The sequence below is a fragment of the Novosphingobium mangrovisedimenti genome (genome assembly GCF_025153475.1).
GTDB classification, from domain to species: Bacteria; Pseudomonadota; Alphaproteobacteria; order Sphingomonadales; family Sphingomonadaceae; genus Novosphingobium; species Novosphingobium mangrovi_A.
Genome location: NZ_JANZXA010000025.1, coordinates 1 through 22,103, shown reverse-complemented (window position 1 = coordinate 22,103; position 22,103 = coordinate 1). Strand labels below are relative to the sequence as shown.

Below are 22,103 nucleotides of genomic sequence, written 5' to 3'. Positions count from 1 at the left end.
GATCGAGAACCCGCGATCTTCGGGAGGAACGATGTGACTGCAAGGCTTGAAGGACAAGTGGCGCTGCTAACCGGCGGCGCCACCGGGATCGGTGAGGCGGTCGTCGCGCGCTTTATCGAAGAAGGTGCCAAGGTTGGCGTCCTGGTCAGGGATGCCGCCCAGGCCGACTTGGTGCGTACGCGGCATGGCAACGCAGTAGTCGTGATTGAGGGCGATGTCCGCAATTATGTCGACAACGAAAAGGCGGTCGTCGCAACCGTGGCCGCGTTCGGCAAGCTTGACGTGTTCGTCGGCAATGTCGGGATCTGGGATTTCATGACCCCGCTTGCGGACATGGAACCCGAAAAGCTCTCGGAAACGCTGGACGAGATCTTCGGCGTCAACGTAAAAGGCTACTTCCTTGGCGCCCGTGCCGCAATTCCGGAGTTGCGTAAGACCAAGGGCAGCATCATCTTTACTGCCTCGACTTCAAGCTTCTACACCGGCGGTGGCGGTACGCCCTATGTGGCGTCGAAGCACGCCGTGCTGGGCCTGATCCGCCAGCTCGCTTGGGAACTAACCCCCGACGTCAGGGTCAACGGCGTGGCGCCAGGCGGCACCCGAACGCCGCTGGGCGGTACCCATGCGAGCGGAACAGCCGATGTTCACATGGAAGATATGGAAGGGCTCGACGCGATGATTGCCGGGATGACGCCGCTCGCGCGGATCGCCGAACCGGATGATCACTCCGGCCTCTATGTCTTGCTCGCCTCGCGTCGGGACTCGGCCTACATGACAGGAACGGTTTTGCTCAGCGACGGTGGAATCGGCATTGGCAAACGCCCCGGAAGCTGAAGCGGCTTAGATCTCTCCACCCTTGGCGGGTGCTCGATTCGTCGAGCGCCCGTCTTTTTTTTTTTTTACGTGCGATTGCTGCGATCAAGAAAGCGGTCGGCCGAAATGACCGAACGTGAGAGGCCGGCGGCGAGCAATTGCGCTTCGGCAAAGTCGATCATCGCCGGTGGGCCACACAGATAGGCTTCGTGCGCCGCCAGGTCTGCAACGCCCGCAATCTGCTCGGTGATCAGCCCACGCGCTCCCCTGCCCAGTCGCTGTCTGGCTCTTCATCCGACAAGGCCGGGACGAATTCGAAAGGGGCCATCCAGCGTTGACGAAGGGCCGCAATTTTGTCGAGGGCATAGAGATTGGACTGACGGCGCGCACCGTACAGCAGGTGCACCGCCCGGTCTGCGCCCCGGTCAAGCGCCTGCTCCAGAATCGAGATTATCGGCGCTAGACCACTACCCCCGGCGATGCAAAGAATGGGGGCAGTGCTGTCCTTGAGGGCGAATTGCCCATAGGGGGCGGTAACCTTCAGCTCCATTCCGGTGCGATCGGTGCAGAACAGCCAGTCGGTAAATGCGCCGCCCGGAACGTGCCGGATGTGAAAATGCAGTTGCTGGGTGGGTTCGCCAACCGTTGCGAAGGCGAATGAATAACTGCGTGCACCTTCGATGCCGGGAGCGGTCAGATCAGCGTATTGTCCGGGAGTGAAGGCCAGTGGCCGATCCAGTTCGATGGTCAGCCCGATTATATCCTCGCACAGCCGTTGTGCGGCGACGATGGTGCCGCGATATGTAGCAATGGCGATCCCTTGCGAGAGTGGCGCATCAACCGCGATTGTCAGATCCGAGCGCGGAATGGCCTGGCAAGCGAGGCGAAAGCCGCTGCGCAGTTCGTCGCCCTCAAGTGCAAGGGCCGACGGGCTCAATTCGCCGATCTTGCCAGACACGAGCTTGAACTTGCAGGTACCGCACGAGCCAACCTTGCAATCGTGCGGCATGGCCAGACCCGCGTCCAGCATCGCTTCAAGAAGTGTTTTGCCCGCCGGTGTGTCAAGCGTGGTCGGCGATCCTTCCACGGTTACGGTGTTCATCTTGGATTTGCGCAGGAAAGAAAACATTGTCGGGTTTGTCCGAAATGGGCGGGCGGAATCCGCAGTTGCGGTTTGTCGCCCGAATGAGGGTAGACGATTGGCTTGGCGTTCAAGTGCTGGCCAGCCAGCGCGGCCAACCAGCCTGTGCGTTGGCCTGATCCGCCAGCTTGCGTTCGCCGGGGGTGGCGAAACGTTCGTCCCAGTCCTTGAGGCGCGGTTGCGCGATGAAGCGGAACCAGACCGGCGGGATCAGTCCGGCGGCGAAGCACAGGAACAGTGAGGGCATCTGCGGCGCTTGCGGTTCGGGCTTCAGCGCATAGAAGGGAATATGCCCGTCAAGGTGATGGTTGATGTGGTTGGTGATTTCCGCACCGATCGGCAGGACGATCGCGCCAAGGTGGTTCCAGGCGTGATGGAGCTCGATCGGCGCCCCTTCGACCCGGATCAGGCCATAGTGCTGGAAGTAGTTGAACCCCTCCACGAACATCTTGGCCATTACCATCGCGGCGACAGCGGTCAGCGCCGCGCCAAGGCCTGTCGTCAAGCCCACAAAGACGATGATACTGCCCGATAAGAGCGGCATTAGCCAGACCGGATTGCGCCATCCCAGCGAAGCATGGCCCAGCTTGCGGAGGATTTCGGCCGACTTTTCCCAAGTATCCTTGTAGGAACCCCAAGTCGCCTGGAACACGAAGCTGTAGATGGTCTGCCCGCGCCGAGGGGTATCGCTATCCTTGGCCGTGTCGAGATGGACGTGGTGGATGACGATATGGGCAATATCGCGATTGGGGTCGCCGTAGAACGCGCTCAGACACTTGGCGACATAGCGTGGAAACCAGTGGCGGCGGTGCATCAGCTCATGCGCCACCGGCAGGGTCGGCACCGCCGAGAGCCAGCCCAGGCTGAGCAGCGATCCGGCCAGTTGCCAGCTTGAATTGTCGGCGCCGGTGATCGGGTTGATCGCGGTCGCAACCGATCGGGCAAAGGCCCAGACCAGCAGGATCATGCACGGGAGCTGGAGGTACATGGCGAAATCGCCAAGCAGTGCCGTGCCCTGCGCGCGCATCTTGTGGTCCGCCGGCAGCAGGATATCCAGCGTCATCAACACCGGAAAGGTCGCCGCGCCCAGCCAGACGTAGCTGCCGCCCAGCATGAATCCGATAACGCCCGCCAGGGTCATGACCGGGATGAGAAAATAGCGCAGGCCGTCAATCGGATTTCTCCGAGTTATTCTGTTCTGGCCTTGCCCGTCGAGGCAAGGGTGAGGGCGGCGGCGGGCCGCCGCCCTCGGGCCTTCATCAGTACTTGTAGGCGAGCTTGAGGAACCATTCGCGCGGACGCGAGAAGCTGGCCGTTGCGGCGCCGCCGACGTTGAGATCGACATAGCCGCCCTGCAGATAGCGCTTGTCGGTCAGGTTCGTGACGCCCGCAGTCAGGGTGAAGTGCTCACTCCTGTCGGTGAACGAGGCACTGGTGCCGAACACGCTGTACGCGGGCTGGAACAGTTGCGGGCTGTTGACTGCATCCTTGAAGGTGCCGCTCTGGTAGGACCAATCGCCGCGCAGGGTCAGCTTGCCCATGCTGCCTTCATAGACGTCGGCGTTGATCGCGGCCGAAGCTGTCCACTTGGGAACGAAGGCGAACTTCGAATCCAGCGTGACTGGCGCCGCGCTCGGATCGATCTTGGTGTAGTAGGCATCGAGATAACCCACGCCGAAGTTCACGCGAACCTGTTCGATCGGGGCAGCTTCGCCTTCGATCTCGAAGCCCTTGATCCGGCCGGCACCGGCGTTGCGAACCTTCGGAGCGATCCCTTCGTTCACAGTGATCTGCATGTCGCTGTAATCGGAAAGGAACGCCGCGATGTTCAGGCGCAGGCGCCGGTTGAACAGTTCGTTCTTCAGGCCGATTTCGTAGGATTCGACGAATTCCGGCGTGAACGAGGGGGTCGCGATTTCAGCCGGGAAGATGCGCTGGCTGAACCCGCCGTTCTTGAAGCCTTTCGAATAGGACGCATAGATCAGCGAATTGTCGGTTATCTTGTAGTCCGCCGAGATCGCCGGGGTCCACTCCTTGGCCTTGGCCGAAACCTCGATGGCCGGCATCGTGTGGTTGCCGCCCGGGTTGGTCGCCGAAGGCGTGCAGTTCGGTAGCGGGAAACCGGCCAGCGGGCCTGACGGGAACAGGTTGGCCGCCGGGTTTGCCTGTCCGACGAGGCACTGGCTGAACGCGACGAATGCGCCCTGCGGATAGACCGATGCCAGCACTGGATCGAGTTGCGAGCGGTCGTTGAAGATCGTCTGCACAGACGGGTCGAACCGCTTGGTCTCGTTAGTGTAGCGGATGCCCGGCGTGATCGAGAACCGGTCGGTCACCTTGAAGGTGGCCTGCAGGTATGAGGCATAGCTGTCGTTGTCGATGTCGCCGCCAGTAAAGAACTGGGCAAACCCGAATTCCATCGGGGTGTAGTCAGTGCCCTTTTCCTTGAGATAATAGCCGCCCAGAACGAACTTCACCCGGCCATCCATCAGGCTTCCGGTAAACTGCAGTTCCTGCGAGGCCTGCCACACATCGATATCGCTCGCGATCCGCAGGATCGTATGCGGAGTGCCGTCGAAATCGTATTCCATGTGCGAACTCTGGTCGCGGTAGGCCGAAATCGACTTCAGGCTGAAATCGCCGAAATCGTAATCGAGCGTGAGGTTCGTGCCCCATAGATCGAAGTCCGACCGGTTGACGCCGCCAGCCCAGGTGGTGTCGATGTCGCCAGTGATCCAGCGGGTGCTTGCGCAGGCCGGGTTGCCGGTCGGCGCAAGGGTACCCGGAACGCCAAACCCGCCCCAAGGTGCTCCACAGCTGCCATCGGTGACGCGGATCTTGTTCCAGAAATACATCGAGCTGGGCGCAGCGATCTGGCGGTTGGGGCCGCCGGGTGTCGTCGCGCTGTTCGGGATATCGACGAAGCGCAGCGGCACGTTCGAGTCCTGCAGTTCGAGCAGCGAAATGGCCGTCTGCTCTTCGCGGCGGATGTTGATATCCCCGCTGAGGCTGACGGTCAGCTTATCGGTCGGCTCCCACTTGAACGCAATGCGTCCGCCGAAGCTGTCCTTGTTGCCCTGGCGGCCGCCGTCGAACAAACGCTTCTGGTAGCCGTCGCGGGTTTCATAGGAAGCAACCGCGCGCATTGCGAGATTGTCGCTCAGCGGCACGTTGATCATGCCCTTGAAATCGGCGCGGTTGAACCGGCCGGTCGCCGCTTCGAGCTTCAGGTCAAATTCGTGTTGCGGCTGGACGGAATTGAGGACGATCGCGCCGCCGATGGTGTTCTTGCCGAACAACGTGCCCTGCGGCCCGCGCAGGATCTGCACATCCGCGATGTCGGTCATGTCGAGCAGCGCACCGACCGAGCGGGCGACATAGACGCCATCGACATAGATGCCCACGCCGGTATCCACGGTAATGTTGAAGTCGGTCTGACCGACGCCGCGGATGAACGCGGTGATCGTGGCGCTGGAACCGGAGATGTTGGCAACCGGCGACATGTTCACGTTGGGCGCGAACTTGGCCACCTGGGCGACGTTGTTGACTTCGCGCGCTTCGAGCATCTCGGCATTCATAGCGGTGATCGCGACCGGCGTTTCCTGCAGGTTCTCAGACCGCTTGCGCGCAGTCACGATGATTTCACCTAGACCGCCGGCCCGTTGCTCCTCGGCCTGAGGCTCGCTTGCTGCTGCATCTTGGGCATGCGCCGTCATCGGCACAAGCCCGGTAGATACTACGATCGCCGAGGCGCTGGCGCGCAGGACGGCTTTCCTGAAATACATCAATCGGTTTGTCATTTGGCATTCTCCCTCGTGTTTTGTCATTACTATTTATAAAGGTGGATAGACTAAACGTAGATGTTGAGGTTCTTGCTCAACATTACATTGTGCTTGAGGATCGCCCGGCGTTTGACCAGTTGAAAGTCGTTGCCCACCTGACGCCAGATATCGATACGGTTGCCGATCAGCGAATCCTCGTCGCGTTCGTTGCGATTGCGATAAGCATAGAAGTTCGAATAGACCCGGAACTCGTCGGCCTTTTCGGTAAGCTCCACCTCGACGTTGGTGATGATGTGGGTGTAGCGCGTCGCCGGATCCTCCGACCAGGCCGTGCCAGTCTCGAGCCGCGAAAGCCGCTTGAGGATTTCGGGCTTGCTGTCGTTGTAATAGGCCATCCGGGTCAGGTCGGTCACCTGCTCGGTCTTGTCGCGGCGATAGCGGGTTTCGATCCCCGGCATGTGGTAATGCAGGTCTTCCGCCAGCATGCTGGTCCAGGCCTTGTAGTGTTCATCGTCGAGCAGCCGTGCTTCGCGATACAGCGTCTGGGTCAGCGCGTGGGTCAGTTCGAGCGATGCGGTAGTCCCTTCGCGCGTGCGCTCGATCGTTGCGGTGTCGGTCATAGCTGTAGTTCCTCTCAGAGCGCGAACAGGCCGGGAAGGTCGCGGGTTTCGGCCACATTGCCCAGCTGCGGTTCGGGCCGTGCCGGCATCTTGCCGAATTCGTCATGGGTCATCATGTCGAGCCAGCGCTGGTAGAAGCCGCGCTGGTTGGCGTCGTTGTACTGGCCGCGATAGACGATGCCCGGCAGGGTATCATGTTCGATCTGGCGACCGATCCCGCAGCGATAGTGCAGGCGCTCGTGCCGGGTGACGACGCCGCGGTTGACGGTGGTGCAGTTCTCCCAGTTTTCCCCGTCATCCATCTCGAAGGTGCCACCGGGGCCGAAGGTCTGCATCACGCCCTTGGTCACTTCCTCCTTGATGTCGTCGGGCATGTTCTTGTTGACGATCACCCAGGTCTTCAATTCGAACTGCATCGGCCCCTTGGGTTGCCATTGGCGGAAGGTGGAAATGCCCGGCAGGAACGAGACGTTGGGGAAGATCGATGCCGAGGCGACCGAACCGAAGATCTTCGAGCGCATCTCGCCCAGGCGTTCCTCCATCTTCGGGCGGATCTTGTTGTAATAGTCCATCACCTTGGGGCGCCCGAGCAGGAAGAGGTCGCCCACGCCTTCGGTGCCGAATTCCCAGCCGTGGCCGTTCACGCTGGCGTGATAGGAATTATCCATGTCGATCGGCGGGAACGGTTGGCCGTTGTTCATCGACCGAGTACCCGAATCATGCGTCCAGCCGGCGTGGTAAGCATCGCCGATGAAGTTCTCGACCCCGAACTTCCAGTTCGCGCTGATCACCGACTTGATGCAGCCGCCAATGAATTCGGTGCCGCCTTCCTCGTTGTCGAGGATCATGTCGAGATACCACCGGAAATCGCCTAGCCAGGCTTCCAGGCTCGGCGCATCGCTGTTGAAGGTGGCGAACACCAGGCCCTTGTAGTTGCCGACCTTGGCGACGTTCTTGAGGCCATGGTTCTTGAAGTCGATATCGCCCGCGTCGTAGCAATATTCCTCGTGCATGCCCTTGAGATCGCCGGCGGTGTCAAACGCCCAGCCGTGGTAATTGCAGACGAACCGACGGGTGTTCCCGGCATCGGCGAAGCACACCTTATTGCCGCGGTGCGGGCAGGAATTGAGCATGACCCGGATCGATCCGTCGGGCTGGCGGGCGACGATCACCGCATCTTCGCCCATGTGGGTCGTCAGGAAGTCTCCGGAACTGGGGATCTGGCTTTCGTGGGCAACGAACAGCCACGACCGCGCGAAAATGCGGTACAGCTCCTCCTCGTAGATGTCGGCATCCGAAAAGATCCGGCGGTCAAGCCAGCCTTCCTTGAGGTCCATGTAGCGTGAATAATCCGGTTCGCGACCGATACGTTCGAAGCGCATGATTGTTCTCTCCCGTCAGGATTGTTCAGAAAAAGGCGTTGAGGTTGCTGTCCGGCAGCACGGAATGGTCCAGCACGATCTCGCGCGCGGTGAGCAGCCACGCGCCGCCTTCGCTGCGCCAGAGGTCGGTGCGTCCGGCGGTGAGCAGGCGGGTAGTGCCGTCGATCCGGTTCCGGTGCATCACCAGCACCGAATGGACCCGCACCTCGTTATCGGGCTGGGTGGCCAGCACCTCGACGTTGGAGACAGCGCGGCGGATGTAGTTGGGCGGATCTTCGGCCCAGACGAAGCCGGATTTCAGGCGATCCACCCGCATTTTCAGCCGACCCAGATCCTCGTTGAAGATTACCCCTGGGCCAAATGGCAAAGGCGGCGAACGGTCAGCGCGGAACCTTCGGCTCTTCAGTTCCAGGCGATAGCTGACGTCTTTGCCGAGCATGGCCAGCCAGCCTTCGAAATCTTCGTTGTCGAGCAGCCGGGCTTCGCGGTGGAGTGCCTGGGTAACAGCAACGATCACCTCCACCGGGGGAGGGGCAAGCGGCCGGTCAAGCATGCTCGGCTTCCTGTTCGGTCAACGAGTTGATGTTGTACGTGGGCACTTCGGCCCAAGTTTCCGCCATCATGTGCTCTTGCCAGCGGCGGTAGAAATAGCGCTGGTTGTGTTCGCTTACCAAGCCGGCGGCGATATCGCCGGGGAAGCCCTCGCGCTTGCCCGAGCGGCCCACCGCCATGTTGGTGTAGACATCCATCTGCGCCGTGCGCCAGCCGCGCGACTGTTCGGTGCAGGCGGTCAGATTGTCGCCATCGTCGTTGTCGAACAGGCCCGCCAGGCCGAATGTCAGGCACTGGTTTTCCAGGATCTGCGCTTTCACCGCCTCGGGCATGTCGTTTTCGGCCATGGCCCAAGTCCACTGCTCGATCTGGCCGGGACCCTTGGGATGATAGACCCGGAACCAGTTGAGCCCGGGCAGCAGTTGCAGGTTGGGGAAAATGGTGATGTTGACCTGCGCACCCCACACCTGCCTGCCGCGCACTTCGCCCAGACGGTCGATCACCGTCTGGCGGTTGGCCTCCAGGTATTCGAGGATCGGCTTGGGATCGGGATAGAAGGCATAGCCGGAAACGCCGTCGAGCGCGCTCAGGACCATGTGCCCGTTCATGCCGGCGACCGACAGCCCGCCATCGAGATCGACCCCGGAATTGCCGACGCTGAGCCCGGTGAGGTCCATCGACTGGACCGCCGCCATCGCGCCAGCATGGGCCCAGCCCAGGTGATAGCCATCGCCGCAGACGTTCTCGACTGGCAGCTTCCAGTTGGTGCCCAGCACCATCTTCTGCGTCTCGCCGAGCAGTGCCGATCCGCCTGGCATGGCATCCAGCCAGACATCGAGGAAAAACTTGGCATCGCCCAGATAGTCATCGAGGCTGGGCGAATTGGCATCCCAGCAGCCGAACACCAGGCCCTTATACTCGGCCACTTTCGTCACCGGGATCAGGCCGAACTTGGTGCGGTCGAGTTCGCCGAAATAGGCCTCGTTTTCCAGCGGCACCCCGGAGAGCGCGCCGTCCGGGGAAAAAGACCAGCCGTGATAGTTGCAGGTGAAAGCGCGCGCATTGCCGCGATCGGCGCGGCAGATCCGGTTGCCGCGATGGGTACAGCTGTTGAGGAACGCCTTGATCGACCCGTCCTTCTGGCGGATCACGATCACATCGTCTTCGCCCATGAAGGTGCGGAAATAGTCGCCCGGCTTCGGAATCTGGCTGGTGTGGACCAGGAACAGCCAGCAGCGCCCGAAGATCCGCTCAAGTTCCTGCCGATAGATGTCTTCGCTCGCGTAGATCGAGCGCGATTGGCGCCCGGTGCGAGAATCAACCAGATCGGCAATGCTGTCGTTCATTTGATCCTCTCCTCACACCATGGCTAAAGCCGGCATCGGTTTGCCATGCCGGGAAATTTTAAGCACGAATCGTGCCAATATCGCTTTCTAACTGGTTTGCAGCAGTCCGGGCTGGTCAATCCCACTGCGAGGCACCTTGCAGATCGACGTAAATGTAAATGTCGAGGCTTGAGTCTGGCCCGAAAGTTACGAATCTGATAGCCTGACCGGGTGAAGACACTTCCAGGCTACGCCGACATTGCCAGCAAGCTGCAGTTCTCACCGGAAATGGGCCGGATCTGGCACGATGGTGAACGCTGCGTACTGCTCAGCCAAGCGGCTCTGGCCAGCTGGCGCAGCTGCCTGGTTGCCGAATTGGGGCACGAAGCGGCCAGCCGGTTCTTCTGGGGTGTCGGTTTTGCCGAAGGCGCAAGGTGCGCGATCGGCGCGAAGAAATTGCGCCCGGATGGTGATTATCTCGAAGCATTCGCGGTCGGACCGCAGGCGCACGCCTTGACCGGGTTCGGCTGGACCCAGATCGAAACCCTGGAAAATGATCCCTCGCGGGGGCATTTCGAAGGCCGGTTCAGGGTCCACGATTCGATCGAGGCGGCGATCCATCTAAGCGCGATCGGGCACAGCACCGATCCGGTGTGCTGGATGCAGACCGGCTTTGCCAGCGGCTTTGCCACAACCTTCGCGGGACAACCGATCGTCATGCGCGAAGTGGAATGTGCGGGGCGAGGCGATGTCGCCTGCGTACTTCACGCCAAACCAAAACCCGAATGGGATCAGTTGGACAACCTCGAATTGGCCGCGACGCCGCTGGTCCTGTCCGAAACGTGGCATGATGGGGGCCAAACGGTGATTGGGATCTCGGCAGGGTTCCTCTCAGCCAAGACCATGATCGAACGCACCGCGTCGAGCAATGCGACGCTGCTGTTAATGGGCGAGACCGGGGTCGGCAAGGAAGTGCTGGCCAAGCTCGCTCATCGGCTGAGCACGCGCGAGGCGGAGCCGTTCATCGCGCTCAACTGCGCGGCGATCCCCGAGGGGTTGATCGAATCGGAGCTGTTCGGCGTGGCCAAGGGGGCCTATACTGGCGCGGTTGCCGCCCGGCCCGGTCGGTTCGAGCTGGCCAATGGCGGCACGCTGTTCCTGGACGAGATTTCGACACTGTCGCCACTTGCACAATCGAAGATTCTGCGCGCTGTCCAGGAAGGTGAGTTCGAGCGGGTCGGCGATACGCGGACGATCAAGGTGGATGTCCGATTGATCGCAGCATCCAATGTGGAACTTAACGAGGCGGTGCGGGAAGGCACGTTTCGTGCCGACTTGTTCTACCGGATATCGACTTTGCCGGTCCGGGTGCCGCCGCTGCGCCAGCGCGGCGAGGACATTCCGGTGCTGCTGGAACACTTCCGTCTGCGTTATGCCATGCGCCATGGCCGAACGGTATCGGGCTTCACCCCGCAGGCGATCAACGCGCTGCTGGTGTACGATTTCCCCGGCAATGTGCGCGAACTTGAGCGAATGGTGGAACGTGCCGTGCTGCTGGCGGACGACGGGCGAGCGATCGACGTCAGGCACCTGTTCCTCGAAACCGACGGTCTCGAATTGAAGCCGGCGATGGGCATGACCAACGATGGCAGGATCAGCGCCGTTGACAATGTCGGCGATCGCGCCGGCTTGGTGCGCCAGATGCTGGATCTGATCGTCGATGGGGGCGGAAGCCTGCTGGAGATGGAAGGGCTGGTGATCCGCGAGGCCCTTGATGCGAGTGGGGGCAACGTTGCGCGCGCGGCGCGCACCTTAGGCTTTACCCGTCGGCAGCTCGCCTTGCGTCTTGAAAAGTTGGAAATCCAGGAATAAACCTAGCACTACTTTGGCAGAAATATGATTTTTTGGATTCCCAAGTCAGGATTCCGGTGATTCATAGAGAGCCAGTTTCTGTGGGGGCTGGCGATGCATGGGGATTGGCGGAGCGAACTGGACGCGTGGCTTTCACCGTTTGTGGGAGCTCTGCGGAACAAGACGCGCGGTCGGATGTGCCCTGCCTACATAGCGGGTCTGATTGGTCCAGGCGACCGCAAGAGCGTGCAGCCGATGGCAGCCCGAGATGACGGGGTCAGCTATGACAAGCTGCATCACTTCATCGGTAGCGGCGTCTGGGACGAAGCTCCACTGGAGATGGCGCTGCTTGCCGAAGCTAACCGGCAAGTGGGTGGTGATGATGCCTGGCTGATCATAGACGATACGGCCTTGCCCAAGAAGGGGCGTCATTCGGTCGGCGTGGCGCCGCAATATGCCTCAGCCCTCGGCAAGAACGCCAACTGCCAGACGCTGGTGTCGCTGACGTTGGCTTCGGGCGAGGTACCGATCATGGTGGGCTTGCGCCTGTTCCTGCCGGAAAGTTGGACAAGCGACATGGCTCGCCTGGAACGTGCCGGCGTTCCCGAGGATTTCCGGCACTACCGCACCAAGCCGGAGATTGCGCTGGCCGAGATCGACAGGGTTCGAGCAGCCGGCGTCCGCTTCGGCTGCGTCCTTGCCGACGCAGGATACGGCCTTTCCGCGCCGTTCCGGCAGGGCCTGAGCAAGCGCGGCCTCGCTTGGGCAGTTGGCATCCCGTTCAAGCAGAAGGTCTATCCCGCCGACGTGACGATGGTCTTTCCGGTCGCTGGCCGGGGACGCCCTCGCAAGAACCCGATACCCGACATCACGTCGGTATCGGCGAAGGCGATGCTGGAGACCATGCCATGGCGCAAGGTCAACTGGCGGCGTGGCACCAAAGGTCAGCTCTCCGCCTGCTTCGCCGCGGTCCGCGTCAAGGTGGCGGACGGTCCGCCGCAGCGCATTCATGATATGGGCGCCCAGCATCTGCCGGGCGAGGAAGTGTGGCTCGTTGGCGAACATCGCTCGACCGGCGAGCGCAAATACTACCTCACCAACTTGCCCGCCGACACGCCGATCAAGCAGCTTGCCGGCGCCATCAAAGCCCGCTGGATCTGCGAACAGGCGCATCAGCAACTCAAGGAAGAACTCGGCCTCGATCACTTCGAGGGGCGATCCTGGAAGGGCCTGCACCGACACGCCCTGATGTCCATGATCGCCTTCGCCTTCCTCCAGTCCCTCCGCCTCAAGCAGGCCAAAGGGGGGAAAAAGAATCGCCGGACCGCCGCCGAAGCCGAGCTTGCCAGCGGTCCGGCAAGCCATCATTGACCGCCTCTCCAAGCCGCCGGATCGAACATGTCCGCACTGCGGGCGCAGCCCTTCCGACAACCCTCGTAAAAATCTGCCAAAGTAGTGCTAGCGCGGGCAAACTCTCGCAACGCATTGCATATTATGCAAAGTAAGTCTATGGAAAGGGGCGCCTTCTGGCAATAAGCCCCGGAAAGCACGCAAAGTTGGGAGAATTGCATGAAATCGATAGCCGTGGTCGGAGCAAATCTTGCGGGTGGCCGCGCGGTGGAGTCCTTGCGCCAGGCTGGCTTCGATGGCCGGATCACCCTTATCGGCGAAGAACCGTGGCGGCCCTACGAGCGCCCGCCCCTGTCCAAGGAGGTGCTGTGGGATCCGGCCAATGTACCGGACAATTTCTTCCTTCATGACGAGGCCTGGTACGCCGCCAACCGCATCGAAATGCGGCTTGGCACGCGCGCCGAAGCGCTCGACCTGGCGGCGAGCGCTGTGCGCCTGGCGGGCGGAGACCTGGTCCAGGCCGACCGCATCTTGCTGACCACCGGTGGTTCCGCCCGCAAGCTCAACATAGAGGGTGCCGATGCCGCTAACGTGCATTACCTGCGTACCCGGGACGATGCCACCCGGATGGCGACGGACCTCAAGGACGGCGCCCGGATCGTCATCATCGGCATGGGTGTGATCGGGGCTGAAGTCGCGGCCAGCGCGGTCAAGCTGGGGTGCCGAGTGACCGCGATCGAGCCGCTTGCCGCGCCGATGATTCGCGCGCTCGGGCCGCAGTTCGGGCAATGGCTGGGCGAGGAACATCGCCAGCGCGGCGTCGACACCCGCTTCGGACGAGGCGTGAACGCGATGAAGGTGCTTGACGGGCGGGTGACGCAGGTCGAACTCGATGACGGATCACTGGTGGATTGCGATGCCGTGGTGGTCGGGGTCGGGATCGTGCCGGAAACTAGCCTTACCCGGGACGCAGGCATCGTCACCAATAACGGCATAATCGTCGATAGGCAGTGCCGCACCAGCAATGAGAATGTCTTTGCCGCCGGCGACGTCGCCGAACAGGACAGCTTCTTCGGCGGTCATATCCGCCAGGAAACCTACCAGAACGCTGCCGACCAGGCCCAGGCCGCGGCGCTCGCGATGCTCGGGCAGGACGTCGATTACTGCAAGCCGGTTTGGTACTGGAGCGATCAGTTCGATCTCAACATCCAGTTCTGCGGCCATATCCCGGTGCAAGCCGAGGTAACCCTGCGCGGAGACATGGCAAGCAACGAGTTTACCGCATTCTTCCAGTCAGGCGAGACGATCGAGGGCATCCTGACTGTCAACCGCGCCCCGGACATGGGCATCGGCAAACGGCTGATCGAGCGCCGGACCAGAGCCCAGGCCGCGCAGCTGGCCGATGCCGATGTGTCGCTCCGCGAAATCCTCAAGCAGGCTGGTTAGGCTCACAAGGCGGGCGGGATCAGCCGATCCCGCCACCTGCGACGTAGAGCGTCTGGCCGGTGATGTAGGACGCCTCGTCAGCGGCGAGAAAGCAGATTGCGGCGGCCAGTTCCTCGGGCTCGCCGAAGCGGCCCAGCGGGGTATCGCGCAAGGTCTGCTCCATCACTTCGCCAAAGCCCTTGCGGTCCGCGTCGGAATGCGGAGCGGTGTTGCGCGGGGTGACACGGGTCACGTTGACCCCGCCGGGAGCCACGCAATTTACCCTGATGCCACAATCCTCCAATTCCAGAGACAACGCAGCGGTCAGCGCCGCCACGCCGCCTTTCGCAGCCGCGTAGGGCACGCGATTGACCCCGCGCGTTGCCACCGAGCCGATGTTGACAATCGCGCCGCGACCTGCCGCGCGCATTTGGGGCAGCACTGCATGGCAGCACCACAGCGTCGGCCACAGCGAGCGATTAATCTCGGCGACGATTTCTTCGGTGGTGTATTCCCAATAGGGCTTGGCCCAGATCGTGCCACCTACATTATGGACGGCCACGTCGATCCGCCCGAATTTATCGCTTACAGCGTTATACAGGGCAGCGGCTCCAGCCTGTTGCTCAAGGTCGTGGATGGCGGGGTGCGCGTCGACAGATTCGGCCATAAGTCGCGCAACCGCATCCAGTGTCGCCTGTTCTGCACGATCGGCAACCACGACTGTGGCCCCTTCTCGCCCTAGGCGCTGCGCGGTAGCAAAGCCGATCCCCTGGGCTGCTCCTGTGACAACTGCGATCTTGCCTGCAAATCTGCCGTTTGCGTCTGTCATCCCTGATTTCTCCCAACCCACACCGCATCCGGCTGGACGCGTGCAATCCTAGTGGCATTCGGCCTCATAAAACCGCATTCAACCCTTGCCAAGTTAATAGGAAATGCGTTACACATTGGCTAATGATTGAAGAGTCTTTGGGAGATGTTTCGTGGCGCGTGAACTGCTGACTGCTGCTGATGTGAAGGGTGCCTGGGCGATCGTGCCGACGCCGGCCAAGGAAGGTGCTTCCGACTGGCGCGCCGCTGATACTGTTAATGTCGACGAAGCGGCCCGCATGGTCGACGGCCTGATCGAGGCCGGGGTCGACGGCATTCTCAGTATGGGGACGCTGGGCGAGGCCGCGACCATGACACTTGACGAAAAGCTCGTCTTTATGAAGACTATCGTCGATACCGCCGCAGGCCGGGTGCCGGTGTTTGTCGGCACAACCTGCATCAACACCCGCGACACCATCGCGCTGACCCGCAAGGCAGTCGATATCGGCGCGACCGGGACGATGCTGGGCGTACCGATGTGGTGCGCGCCGAGCGTCGATGTCGCGGTCCAATTCTACAAGGATGTCGCTGAGGCGGTGCCCGATATCAATATTGCAATCTATGCCAATCCCGAAGCATTCAAGTTCGATTTCCCGCGCCATTTCTGGGGTCAGGTCGCCGAAATTCCCCAAGTTGTTACCGCCAAGTATATCGGTGTCGGCACACTGCTGCCCGATCTGGCCGCAATCAAGGGGCGGATCAAGCTGCTGCCGATCGACTTCGATTACTATGGCGCGGCGCGGATGGACGATTCGGTCGATGCCTTCTGGACCAGCGGCGCGGTCTGCCATCCTCTCGTCAGTACGACATTGCGCGATCTCGTCGCACAGGCCCGAGCCACCGGCGACTGGAGCAAGGCCAAGACATTCATGGGGCGGCTCGCGCCCACGGCAGCAACGCTGTTTCCCAACGGCAGCTTCAAGGACTTCTCCACCTACAACATTCCGCTGGAAAAGGCGCGGATGACCGCCGGTGGATGGATGAACGCCGGACCTTGCCGTCCGCCCTATCACCTATGTCCCGAAAACTATCTCGAAGGCGCGCGTAATTCGGGCCGGATGTGGGCCGAACTGGGCAAAGCGCTCGAAGCAGAGCGTTAAAGGCAGGCCGGCAGGCGACCACAGAAAAATCGGGAGCAAGAGGATGGCTGACGTGACCCTGACCTGGCCGAAGAACTATAACGAAGTTCCCAAGGCGGCATTTACCCGATCGGATCTCTACTCGGAAGAGATCAAGCGGATATTTCACGGCCCGGAATGGCATCCGGTTGCGCACGAAAGCGAATTGCCCAACCCAGGCGATTTCCGGACGATCCGCCTCGCAGGGATCCCGCTGCTGATCTCGCGGGATGAAGGGGGCGAGGTTCGCGTGTTTTACAATGCCTGCTCGCATCGCAGCAACCAGCTCGAAACTGCGGTAATGGGCAACAAAACCGAGTTCGAATGCCCCTATCACCGTTGGCTGTTCAGCGCCAAGGGCGAGCTTGTTGGATGTCCCAACCCGCGCGAATTCGTACCCGGTTTCGACAAGGCCGACTACCCCTTGGGGCAGCCGCGCTTCGAACTGTTCTACGGCCTGATATTCGTGACGTTCTCGGCTGAGACCGAACCCCTTGACCAGTTTCTCGGCGAAGCAGGCGAAACCCTGCGCGAACTGATGGCGAGCGACGGTCGCCTCAAACTGCTGGGCTACCAGAAGGTTCGCTATGACAGCAACTGGAAAGGTTACAACGACAACGATGGCTACCATGCCCCGCTGCTCCACGCGGCATTCAAGATGCTCAATTGGCAGGGCGGCAAAGGGCGGCAGTATACCGCCACCAAACGTGGCCATGTCTGTTTCGAGTCGGCACTCTCCGTGGCGAGCGGTCCCAGCGTTCTAAAAGATAAGGATCTGATTGCCTTCAAAGGGCAGGATCCATCGGTCGGATCACGCATCGTCCAGTTGTTCCCGACCTTCGTTTCGACCAAACACCTTGACGTCATAAACCTGCGCTTCGCGACCCCAATCGATGCCGAAACGACTGAGGTCCACTACGCCTATTTCGCCCACCAGAACGACGATGCGGACATGCTTCGCCACCGCTTGCGGCAAAGTTCCAACCTGCTCGGACCATGCGGACTGATCAGCATGGAGGACGCCTCGATCTTTCACCGGATCCACATCGGAAGCCACACGCCGGGCAACGCGATCTTCCAGAAGGGGGTGCGCGATCCAGGCAAGCTGGAATCCGAATTCTCGCAGAATGACGAAAGCGGCAACCTTCCGCGCTGGGAATATTACCGCTCGGTCATGGGTTTCGAGAGGGCTGAGGCATGACAGACTCCATGAACGGGCTGGAAATGGCGCTCGACCGGCTGTTGCTGGCCGACGCCAATGCACTCGACAGCAAGGACATGAAAGGCTGGCTGGCGAACTATGCCGAGGAAAACGAGGCGTCCTATTATTGCCGCGCAGCCGAGAACACCGAGCACAACCTTGAACTCGGGTTCATGTTCGACGATTGCCGCGCGCGACTCGAAGATCGCGTCACATATGTCACCGAAATCTGGGCAGGGACGTTTCAGGACTACCGCACCCGCCATTTCGTCCAGCGCGTCAGCCATCGGCAGGTCGATGCCAGCACGGCAGAGGCCATCTCGAATTTTTCGGTTTTCATGACGCCGATGGATACCGGGGTCACTCAAATTCTTGCCGCGGGTCGCTATCTCGATATGGTTCGGCTTTCGGGCGATGGTCGGGCCAAGTTTTTGTCCCGCCGTGCCGAATTGGATACGTCAGTACTCCCGCGGTATCTTGTCTACCCGATATGAAAAGTTATGCATTATACCTTTAGCAGTAATCCTCGGAACATTCCGATATGAGTTCACAATGTAAGATGGTGAAACTGCCAAAAGATATCGCGGATAAAATTATACGTTTTTCAACTGGAAGAACGGATTCAGTGTTACAGAAAGAGCTTGGGATAAGCTATAATACCTGGAGAAAAATTAAGCGAGGGCAGCCACTTAGAGAAAGCTTGGTGGCAAGAATTATAGCTAGAATTAGCATAAGATAATCATGTTCTTATTAAGAAATTAATTTTTTCTTATCTGTCTCCGACATTATCGGGCACCATATTTTTTCGATGATCCGAAGCCAAGTAGGATTTATGCGGCAAAAAAAGTCTCCTATCAGTTCAAAAAGAGAACTGAAAAGAAGAGCGCGTCGTAAAAATATCGTAGACGTTGCAATGAATGCGTTTTTAGCCAGTGGCTGCGATAATGTCACTATGTCTGATATTTCTAGTATGTTGGGCGGATCGAAGAGCACTCTGTGGCAATATTTTGATAACAAGGAAGACATTGTTTTTGCCGCTATTGAAGCAAAAATGAAGTTCTTTAGAAGTTTTCTTCAACTCGATATTTCTGAATGTCGCAGTATATCTAGGTTGTTGAACTTTTCTTCGAAAAGATTTTGTTATTTCTTGATGCGAGACGATACTATCGAAATCGAGCGAATGATAATTATCAACAATCGACGCATTCCCAAGTTAGAAAATATTTTCTACAATAATACATTTTTGTATTTTCGAGATCAAATTTCCTTACATTTAGCTAATTTCTTATACGACGAAGACCCAAGTGACGCGGCTGCGCTGTTACTTGATCTTTGCTCCTCAGGATTTCATCGAAGGTTGATACTGGAGTTGCAACATGAAAACAACGTTGTAGCCGACCAAGTCGCTGATCGTGCGGTACAGATTTTCATAAAGATTTACCCTAAGATTCTACTTTGATTCTTCTTTAGGATCTGGATCTGTCCGCACTCGCCGAGCCGGAGTTGGTCGTGCTGTATCGGGTCTCACAGAGGCAAACGTTGCATTGACTCGATGCGTGCTTTGGAGCCCATCTGACCGCCTTCGCAGATCATTCGTCCCTGCTTCCCTCTCGGGACACCGCCCGCGGATCAGCTGGACACCTTCTGTGGTTGCCGCCCGTAGTGCAAGATGATTTTGATCTGCGTGAGAGTGATCGAGAGCGCGCTTCTGTCAGGCCTGGTTTGTGCGGCTTTGCCGCGGGCCGGTATGGTGTGCGCGGGATCAGGTCCAAATCTCGAAAACGAGCTCTTGGGCTCGGGGTGTCCAACTGGTTTTCCTGACCCAGATCTATTCGATCGTTTTGCCCATGCAGGTCGTCGTCTTCTCACACTCCCCGTTTTTCCGGAGCCGTCGTCTTCGCCGCTGCTGTTTCAACAGGCGGGCAACGACAGTCCCGGATCCCGATAAACTTCTTTCCTGGTCGCAATCGCCCAGATCATGCGCGCCATCTTGTTGGCAAGGGCCACTGCGACAAGCATTCTCGGCTTACGCCCTTTGATCCTATCAAGCCACGAGCCTTCGATGATCGACTTGCGCCCGAGCCAGTTCAGCCGCGACATGGCGCCAACAATCAATAGTCGGCGGATGTCGCGCTGCCCTGCTTTCGATACCCGCCCAAGGCGCTGTTTGCCTCCTGAAGAGTGCTGCCGAGGAACCAGACCTAGCCAAGCTGGAGACCCGCAAAAACCGGGTTGAGCAAGGCTTGGGAGCCTGACGGCGGAGATACCGATGGTGCCGGACGCTGTGGCGGCTGCCTTTGGCCTGTTTCCGACGACATTTCGGGTGGTTTCACCCGCGCTTCGCGGATTGCGGGCAGAGTCAGCCCGTGCATTCCCGGCGTTCGTGGAAGATCAGCCTGTTGAAGTTGTAGGCCAGGTTGCAAAGGGTCAACTTCGCTTCGGCCCTGGCCAGGCCGATGGTGCGGATGAACAACCCGAACCTGTTCTTTTGATGGGCGAAGACATGTTCGACATGAGCCCGGATCGAGGATTTGGCAACGTTGGCCCGCGCGGTCGCCTTCGCCATAGGTTTGCCCTTGGGTTTGCGCCGATGGATGCGGGACGTGAGCATCTGATCCGACAACCACTTCTCGTTGCGCCTGGATCGATAGGCACTGTCAGCCCATACCTCGGAACTGGTATTGTCCGTGCTGACAACCTGCCGGAGAAGGCGCCCGTCCGCCGCTGACGCCGAAGTCACCGCCATACCTCGGATGAAGCCGAAGCGCCGGTCGATGCTGATGTGGGATTTGTAGCCGAAGACCGGCAGGGCGATCATGGGGAGCGGCGTTCCATGGGCCTGTCAGTAATTTTGTGCGCGAGGCCATATAGATGGAATGGAAAGGACCATCGATATGGCAATCGACAAGGATTTACTGGATCAGCTTCTGGACGGTCGTGATCCGCAGGATTTGTTCGCCAAGGACGGGCTGATCGACGAGTTGAAGAAGGCGCTTTCGGAGCGGATGCTCGCTGCCGAACTGGACGATCATCTCGAATCGGAAGCGGAAACCAGGGTTGGCAATCGCCGCAATGGCAGTTCGAAGAAGACGATGTTGACCGGTTCGTCGAAGGTGACGCTGGACATTCCGCGCGACCGGTCGGGTACGTTTGATCCCAAGCTGATCGCCAAATACCAACGCCGCTTCCCGGACTTCGACGACAAGATCATCTCGATGTACGCACGCGGCATGACGGTGCGCGAGATCCGGGGGCACCTTGAGGAGCTTTACGGCATCGACGTATCGCCGGACCTGATATCGACGGTGACCGACGCCGTGCTGGAAACGGTCAGCGAATGGCAGGGACGACCGCTCGATGCCTGTTATCCGCTGGTGTTCTTTGACGCGATCCGGGTCAAGATCAGGGACGAAGGCTTCGTGCGCAACAAGGCGGTCTACATCGCGCTGGGCATCTTGCCCGATGGAACCAAGGAAATCCTCGGCATCTGGATAGAGCAAACCGAAGACGCCAAGTTCTGGATGCGCGTCATGAACGAGCTGAAAAACCGGGGCGTAGCCGATATCCTGATCGCCGTTGTCGACGGCCTGAAGGGCTTCCCGGATGCGATCAACGCGGTCTTCCCCGAAACCGTCGTTCAAACCTGCATCGTGCATCTGATCCGAAACAGCATGAGCTTCGCGTCCTGGAAAGACCGCAAGGCCATCGCCCAGTCCCTACGCAGCGTCTATCGCGCCGAGAATGCCGAGGCCGGCCTGTGAACCGCCCCGGCTTTCCCGGAGGCTCCTATTTGTGAGAAGGAGCTTTCGTGATGAGCAAGACCCGGAACAAGTTTTCACCTGAAGTCCGCGAACGCGCGGTACGCATGGTGGGCGAGCATCGCGCCGATTACGGCTCGGAGTGGGAGGCGATGACCTCGATCGCCAGCAAGATAGGCTGCACGGCCGAGACGCTGCGCCGCTGGTGCCGTGAGGAGGCGAGCCGACGAATGGCACCAGCGGCACAGGCCACCGACGACAAAGCTCGGCTCAAGCTGCTGGAACGCGAGGTCAAGGAGCTACGGCGGGCCAACGAGATCCTGCGTAAAGCATCGGCGTATTTTGCGCAGGCGGAGCTCGACCGCCAAGGCAAATGGTGATGTCGTTCATCGACAGCCATCGCGAGGACCTGGGTATCGAGCCGATCTGCCGGGTACTGGCAGTCGCCCCTTCCTCCTATCATGAGCATGCCCGGCGCTTGGCCGATCCCGGCAGGCGTCCTGCGCGTGCTCGCCGTGATGACGAGATCATGGAGCAGATCAAGCGCGTCCACGAGGCCAGTTCCGGGCTCTACGGCGCACGCAAGGTATGGCGCCAGTTGCTGCGCGACGGCGTGGCCGTTGCCCGATGCACCGTGGAGCGCCTGATGGCGACCATGGGGCTGGCAGGCGTACGGCGCGGCAAGACGACGGTCACCACGGTCAGCAACCCGAAAGCCCCATGCCCGCTGGACAAGGTCAATCGTGAGTTCCGCGTTGAACGGCCCAACGCCTTGTGGGTGGTGGATTTCACTTACAGTGCGCCTCGTCCCGGATGATCCGGGAGGCGTATGTTGGAATGCAAAAGAGAAAGGAGGAATTGAACGAATGCCTTGCCCTCTGCTGTGAGGGGGCATGAGCCCAAGCGGCGGTGACCTGC

At 60.0% G+C, this 22,103-nt stretch carries 17 protein-coding genes, 3 pseudogenes and 1 other annotated feature; of the genes and pseudogenes, 10 read left to right on the top strand and 10 right to left on the bottom strand.

The window, feature by feature from the left end; all coding sequences use genetic code 11:
• A partial coding sequence (hcaB, locus tag NZK81_RS20615; protein WP_311202118.1) for a 3-(cis-5,6-dihydroxycyclohexa-1,3-dien-1-yl)propanoate dehydrogenase occupies positions 1–834 on the top strand: 834 nt, incomplete at its 5' end.
• Between the two features lie 229 nt (positions 835–1,063).
• On the opposite strand, the gene NZK81_RS20610 is transcribed toward hcaB, so the two are convergent.
• From NZK81_RS20610 to NZK81_RS20580, 7 genes are all read right to left on the bottom strand, one after another.
• Positions 1,064–1,942 (bottom strand): 2Fe-2S iron-sulfur cluster binding domain-containing protein, encoded by an 879-nt coding sequence (locus NZK81_RS20610; protein ID WP_260047897.1) that lies wholly within the window; start codon positions 1,940–1,942, stop codon positions 1,064–1,066.
• Between the two features lie 82 nt (positions 1,943–2,024).
• Positions 2,025–3,095, bottom strand: a complete 1,071-nt coding sequence (locus NZK81_RS20605; protein WP_311202117.1) for an alkane 1-monooxygenase — start codon at positions 3,093–3,095, stop codon at positions 2,025–2,027.
• Between the two features lie 118 nt (positions 3,096–3,213).
• Positions 3,214–5,754, bottom strand: a complete 2,541-nt coding sequence (locus NZK81_RS20600) for a TonB-dependent receptor (RefSeq protein WP_260047896.1) — start codon at positions 5,752–5,754, stop codon at positions 3,214–3,216.
• 50 nt (positions 5,755–5,804) lie between these two features.
• Complete coding sequence (locus tag NZK81_RS20595; protein ID WP_260047895.1) at positions 5,805–6,356, bottom strand: 3-phenylpropionate/cinnamic acid dioxygenase subunit beta; 552 nt, start codon at positions 6,354–6,356, stop codon at positions 5,805–5,807.
• 14 nt (positions 6,357–6,370) lie between these two features.
• Positions 6,371–7,738: an aromatic ring-hydroxylating dioxygenase subunit alpha gene (locus NZK81_RS20590; protein WP_260047894.1), complete on the bottom strand. Its 1,368-nt coding sequence runs from the start codon at positions 7,736–7,738 to the stop codon at positions 6,371–6,373.
• A 25-nt stretch (positions 7,739–7,763) separates the two neighbouring features.
• Positions 7,764–8,291: an aromatic-ring-hydroxylating dioxygenase subunit beta gene (locus NZK81_RS20585; RefSeq protein WP_260047893.1), complete on the bottom strand. Its 528-nt coding sequence runs from the start codon at positions 8,289–8,291 to the stop codon at positions 7,764–7,766.
• Entirely contained in the window at positions 8,284–9,636 is a 1,353-nt protein-coding gene (locus NZK81_RS20580; protein WP_260047892.1) for an aromatic ring-hydroxylating oxygenase subunit alpha, read from the bottom strand. The genes NZK81_RS20585 and NZK81_RS20580 overlap by 8 nt, the downstream gene beginning before the upstream one ends.
• Before the next feature lie 210 nt (positions 9,637–9,846).
• Here NZK81_RS20580 and NZK81_RS20575 point away from each other — a divergent pair, with 210 nt between their 5' ends.
• From NZK81_RS20575 to NZK81_RS20565, 3 genes are all read left to right on the top strand, one after another.
• Positions 9,847–11,487: a sigma-54-dependent Fis family transcriptional regulator gene (locus NZK81_RS20575; protein ID WP_188823821.1), complete on the top strand. Its 1,641-nt coding sequence runs from the start codon at positions 9,847–9,849 to the stop codon at positions 11,485–11,487.
• 93 nt (positions 11,488–11,580) lie between these two features.
• A complete protein-coding gene (locus NZK81_RS20570) occupies positions 11,581–12,837 on the top strand; it encodes an IS701 family transposase (RefSeq protein ID WP_188823819.1) in 1,257 nt (418 codons plus the stop codon).
• A 198-nt stretch (positions 12,838–13,035) separates the two neighbouring features.
• Positions 13,036–14,262: an NAD(P)/FAD-dependent oxidoreductase gene (locus NZK81_RS20565; RefSeq protein ID WP_188823817.1), complete on the top strand. Its 1,227-nt coding sequence runs from the start codon at positions 13,036–13,038 to the stop codon at positions 14,260–14,262.
• A 19-nt stretch (positions 14,263–14,281) separates the two neighbouring features.
• On the opposite strand, the gene NZK81_RS20560 is transcribed toward NZK81_RS20565, so the two are convergent.
• Entirely contained in the window at positions 14,282–15,070 is a 789-nt protein-coding gene (locus NZK81_RS20560; RefSeq protein WP_188823815.1) for a 1,6-dihydroxycyclohexa-2,4-diene-1-carboxylate dehydrogenase, read from the bottom strand.
• A 151-nt stretch (positions 15,071–15,221) separates the two neighbouring features.
• Here NZK81_RS20560 and NZK81_RS20555 point away from each other — a divergent pair, with 151 nt between their 5' ends.
• The 4 genes from NZK81_RS20555 to NZK81_RS20540 all read left to right on the top strand — a co-directional run bounded on the left by NZK81_RS20555 (position 15,222) and on the right by NZK81_RS20540 (position 18,886).
• Positions 15,222–16,208 carry a dihydrodipicolinate synthase family protein gene (locus NZK81_RS20555; protein ID WP_188823814.1) on the top strand — a complete coding sequence of 329 codons (987 nt, stop codon included), beginning with the start codon at positions 15,222–15,224 and terminating at the stop codon, positions 16,206–16,208.
• Between the two features lie 43 nt (positions 16,209–16,251).
• Entirely contained in the window at positions 16,252–17,427 is a 1,176-nt protein-coding gene (locus NZK81_RS20550; protein WP_188823813.1) for an aromatic ring-hydroxylating oxygenase subunit alpha, read from the top strand.
• A gap of 8 nt (positions 17,428–17,435) precedes the next feature.
• Positions 17,436–17,921, top strand: a complete 486-nt coding sequence (locus NZK81_RS20545) for an aromatic-ring-hydroxylating dioxygenase subunit beta (RefSeq protein ID WP_260047891.1) — start codon at positions 17,436–17,438, stop codon at positions 17,919–17,921.
• A 314-nt stretch (positions 17,922–18,235) separates the two neighbouring features.
• Positions 18,236–18,886: a TetR/AcrR family transcriptional regulator gene (locus NZK81_RS20540; RefSeq protein ID WP_260047890.1), complete on the top strand. Its 651-nt coding sequence runs from the start codon at positions 18,236–18,238 to the stop codon at positions 18,884–18,886.
• Positions 18,887–19,338: 452 nt separating this feature from the next.
• On the opposite strand, the pseudogene NZK81_RS20535 reads toward NZK81_RS20540, so the two are convergent.
• Together NZK81_RS20535 and NZK81_RS20530 are read right to left on the bottom strand one after the other, a co-directional pair.
• A pseudogene (locus NZK81_RS20535) lies at positions 19,339–19,638 on the bottom strand (transposase); the annotation flags it as partial.
• A 148-nt stretch (positions 19,639–19,786) separates the two neighbouring features.
• Entirely contained in the window at positions 19,787–20,245 is a 459-nt protein-coding gene (locus NZK81_RS20530; RefSeq protein ID WP_229710731.1) for a transposase, read from the bottom strand.
• A gap of 76 nt (positions 20,246–20,321) precedes the next feature.
• Here NZK81_RS20530 and NZK81_RS20525 point away from each other — a divergent pair.
• Positions 20,322–21,185: pseudogene (locus NZK81_RS20525) on the top strand (IS256 family transposase); the annotation flags it as partial.
• 53 nt (positions 21,186–21,238) lie between these two features.
• A pseudogene (locus tag NZK81_RS20520) lies at positions 21,239–21,981 on the top strand (IS3 family transposase); the annotation flags it as partial.
• Positions 21,520–21,634, top strand: a sequence feature (AL1L pseudoknot). (Overlaps the previous pseudogene by 115 nt.)
• Positions 21,982–22,103 lie beyond the last annotated feature (122 nt).

What these genes read in the sequence shown, in the direction of transcription:
- NZK81_RS20610 (WP_260047897.1), bottom strand. Translation starts at nt 1,942, where the DNA reads ATGTTTTCTTTCCTGCGCAAATCCAAGATGAACACCGTAACCGTGGAA.
- NZK81_RS20605 (WP_311202117.1), bottom strand. Translation starts at nt 3,095, where the DNA reads ATGACCCTGGCGGGCGTTATCGGATTCATGCTGGGCGGCAGCTACGTC.
- NZK81_RS20600 (WP_260047896.1), bottom strand. Translation starts at nt 5,754, where the DNA reads ATGACAAACCGATTGATGTATTTCAGGAAAGCCGTCCTGCGCGCCAGC.
- NZK81_RS20595 (WP_260047895.1), bottom strand. Translation starts at nt 6,356, where the DNA reads ATGACCGACACCGCAACGATCGAGCGCACGCGCGAAGGGACTACCGCA.
- NZK81_RS20590 (WP_260047894.1), bottom strand. Translation starts at nt 7,738, where the DNA reads ATGCGCTTCGAACGTATCGGTCGCGAACCGGATTATTCACGCTACATG.
- NZK81_RS20585 (WP_260047893.1), bottom strand. Translation starts at nt 8,291, where the DNA reads ATGCTTGACCGGCCGCTTGCCCCTCCCCCGGTGGAGGTGATCGTTGCT.
- NZK81_RS20580 (WP_260047892.1), bottom strand. Translation starts at nt 9,636, where the DNA reads ATGAACGACAGCATTGCCGATCTGGTTGATTCTCGCACCGGGCGCCAA.
- NZK81_RS20570 (WP_188823819.1), top strand. Translation starts at nt 11,581, where the DNA reads ATGCATGGGGATTGGCGGAGCGAACTGGACGCGTGGCTTTCACCGTTT.
- NZK81_RS20565 (WP_188823817.1), top strand. Translation starts at nt 13,036, where the DNA reads ATGAAATCGATAGCCGTGGTCGGAGCAAATCTTGCGGGTGGCCGCGCG.
- NZK81_RS20560 (WP_188823815.1), bottom strand. Translation starts at nt 15,070, where the DNA reads ATGACAGACGCAAACGGCAGATTTGCAGGCAAGATCGCAGTTGTCACA.
- NZK81_RS20550 (WP_188823813.1), top strand. Translation starts at nt 16,252, where the DNA reads ATGGCTGACGTGACCCTGACCTGGCCGAAGAACTATAACGAAGTTCCC.
- NZK81_RS20545 (WP_260047891.1), top strand. Translation starts at nt 17,436, where the DNA reads ATGAACGGGCTGGAAATGGCGCTCGACCGGCTGTTGCTGGCCGACGCC.
- NZK81_RS20540 (WP_260047890.1), top strand. Translation starts at nt 18,236, where the DNA reads ATGATCCGAAGCCAAGTAGGATTTATGCGGCAAAAAAAGTCTCCTATC.
- NZK81_RS20530 (WP_229710731.1), bottom strand. Translation starts at nt 20,245, where the DNA reads ATGATCGCCCTGCCGGTCTTCGGCTACAAATCCCACATCAGCATCGAC.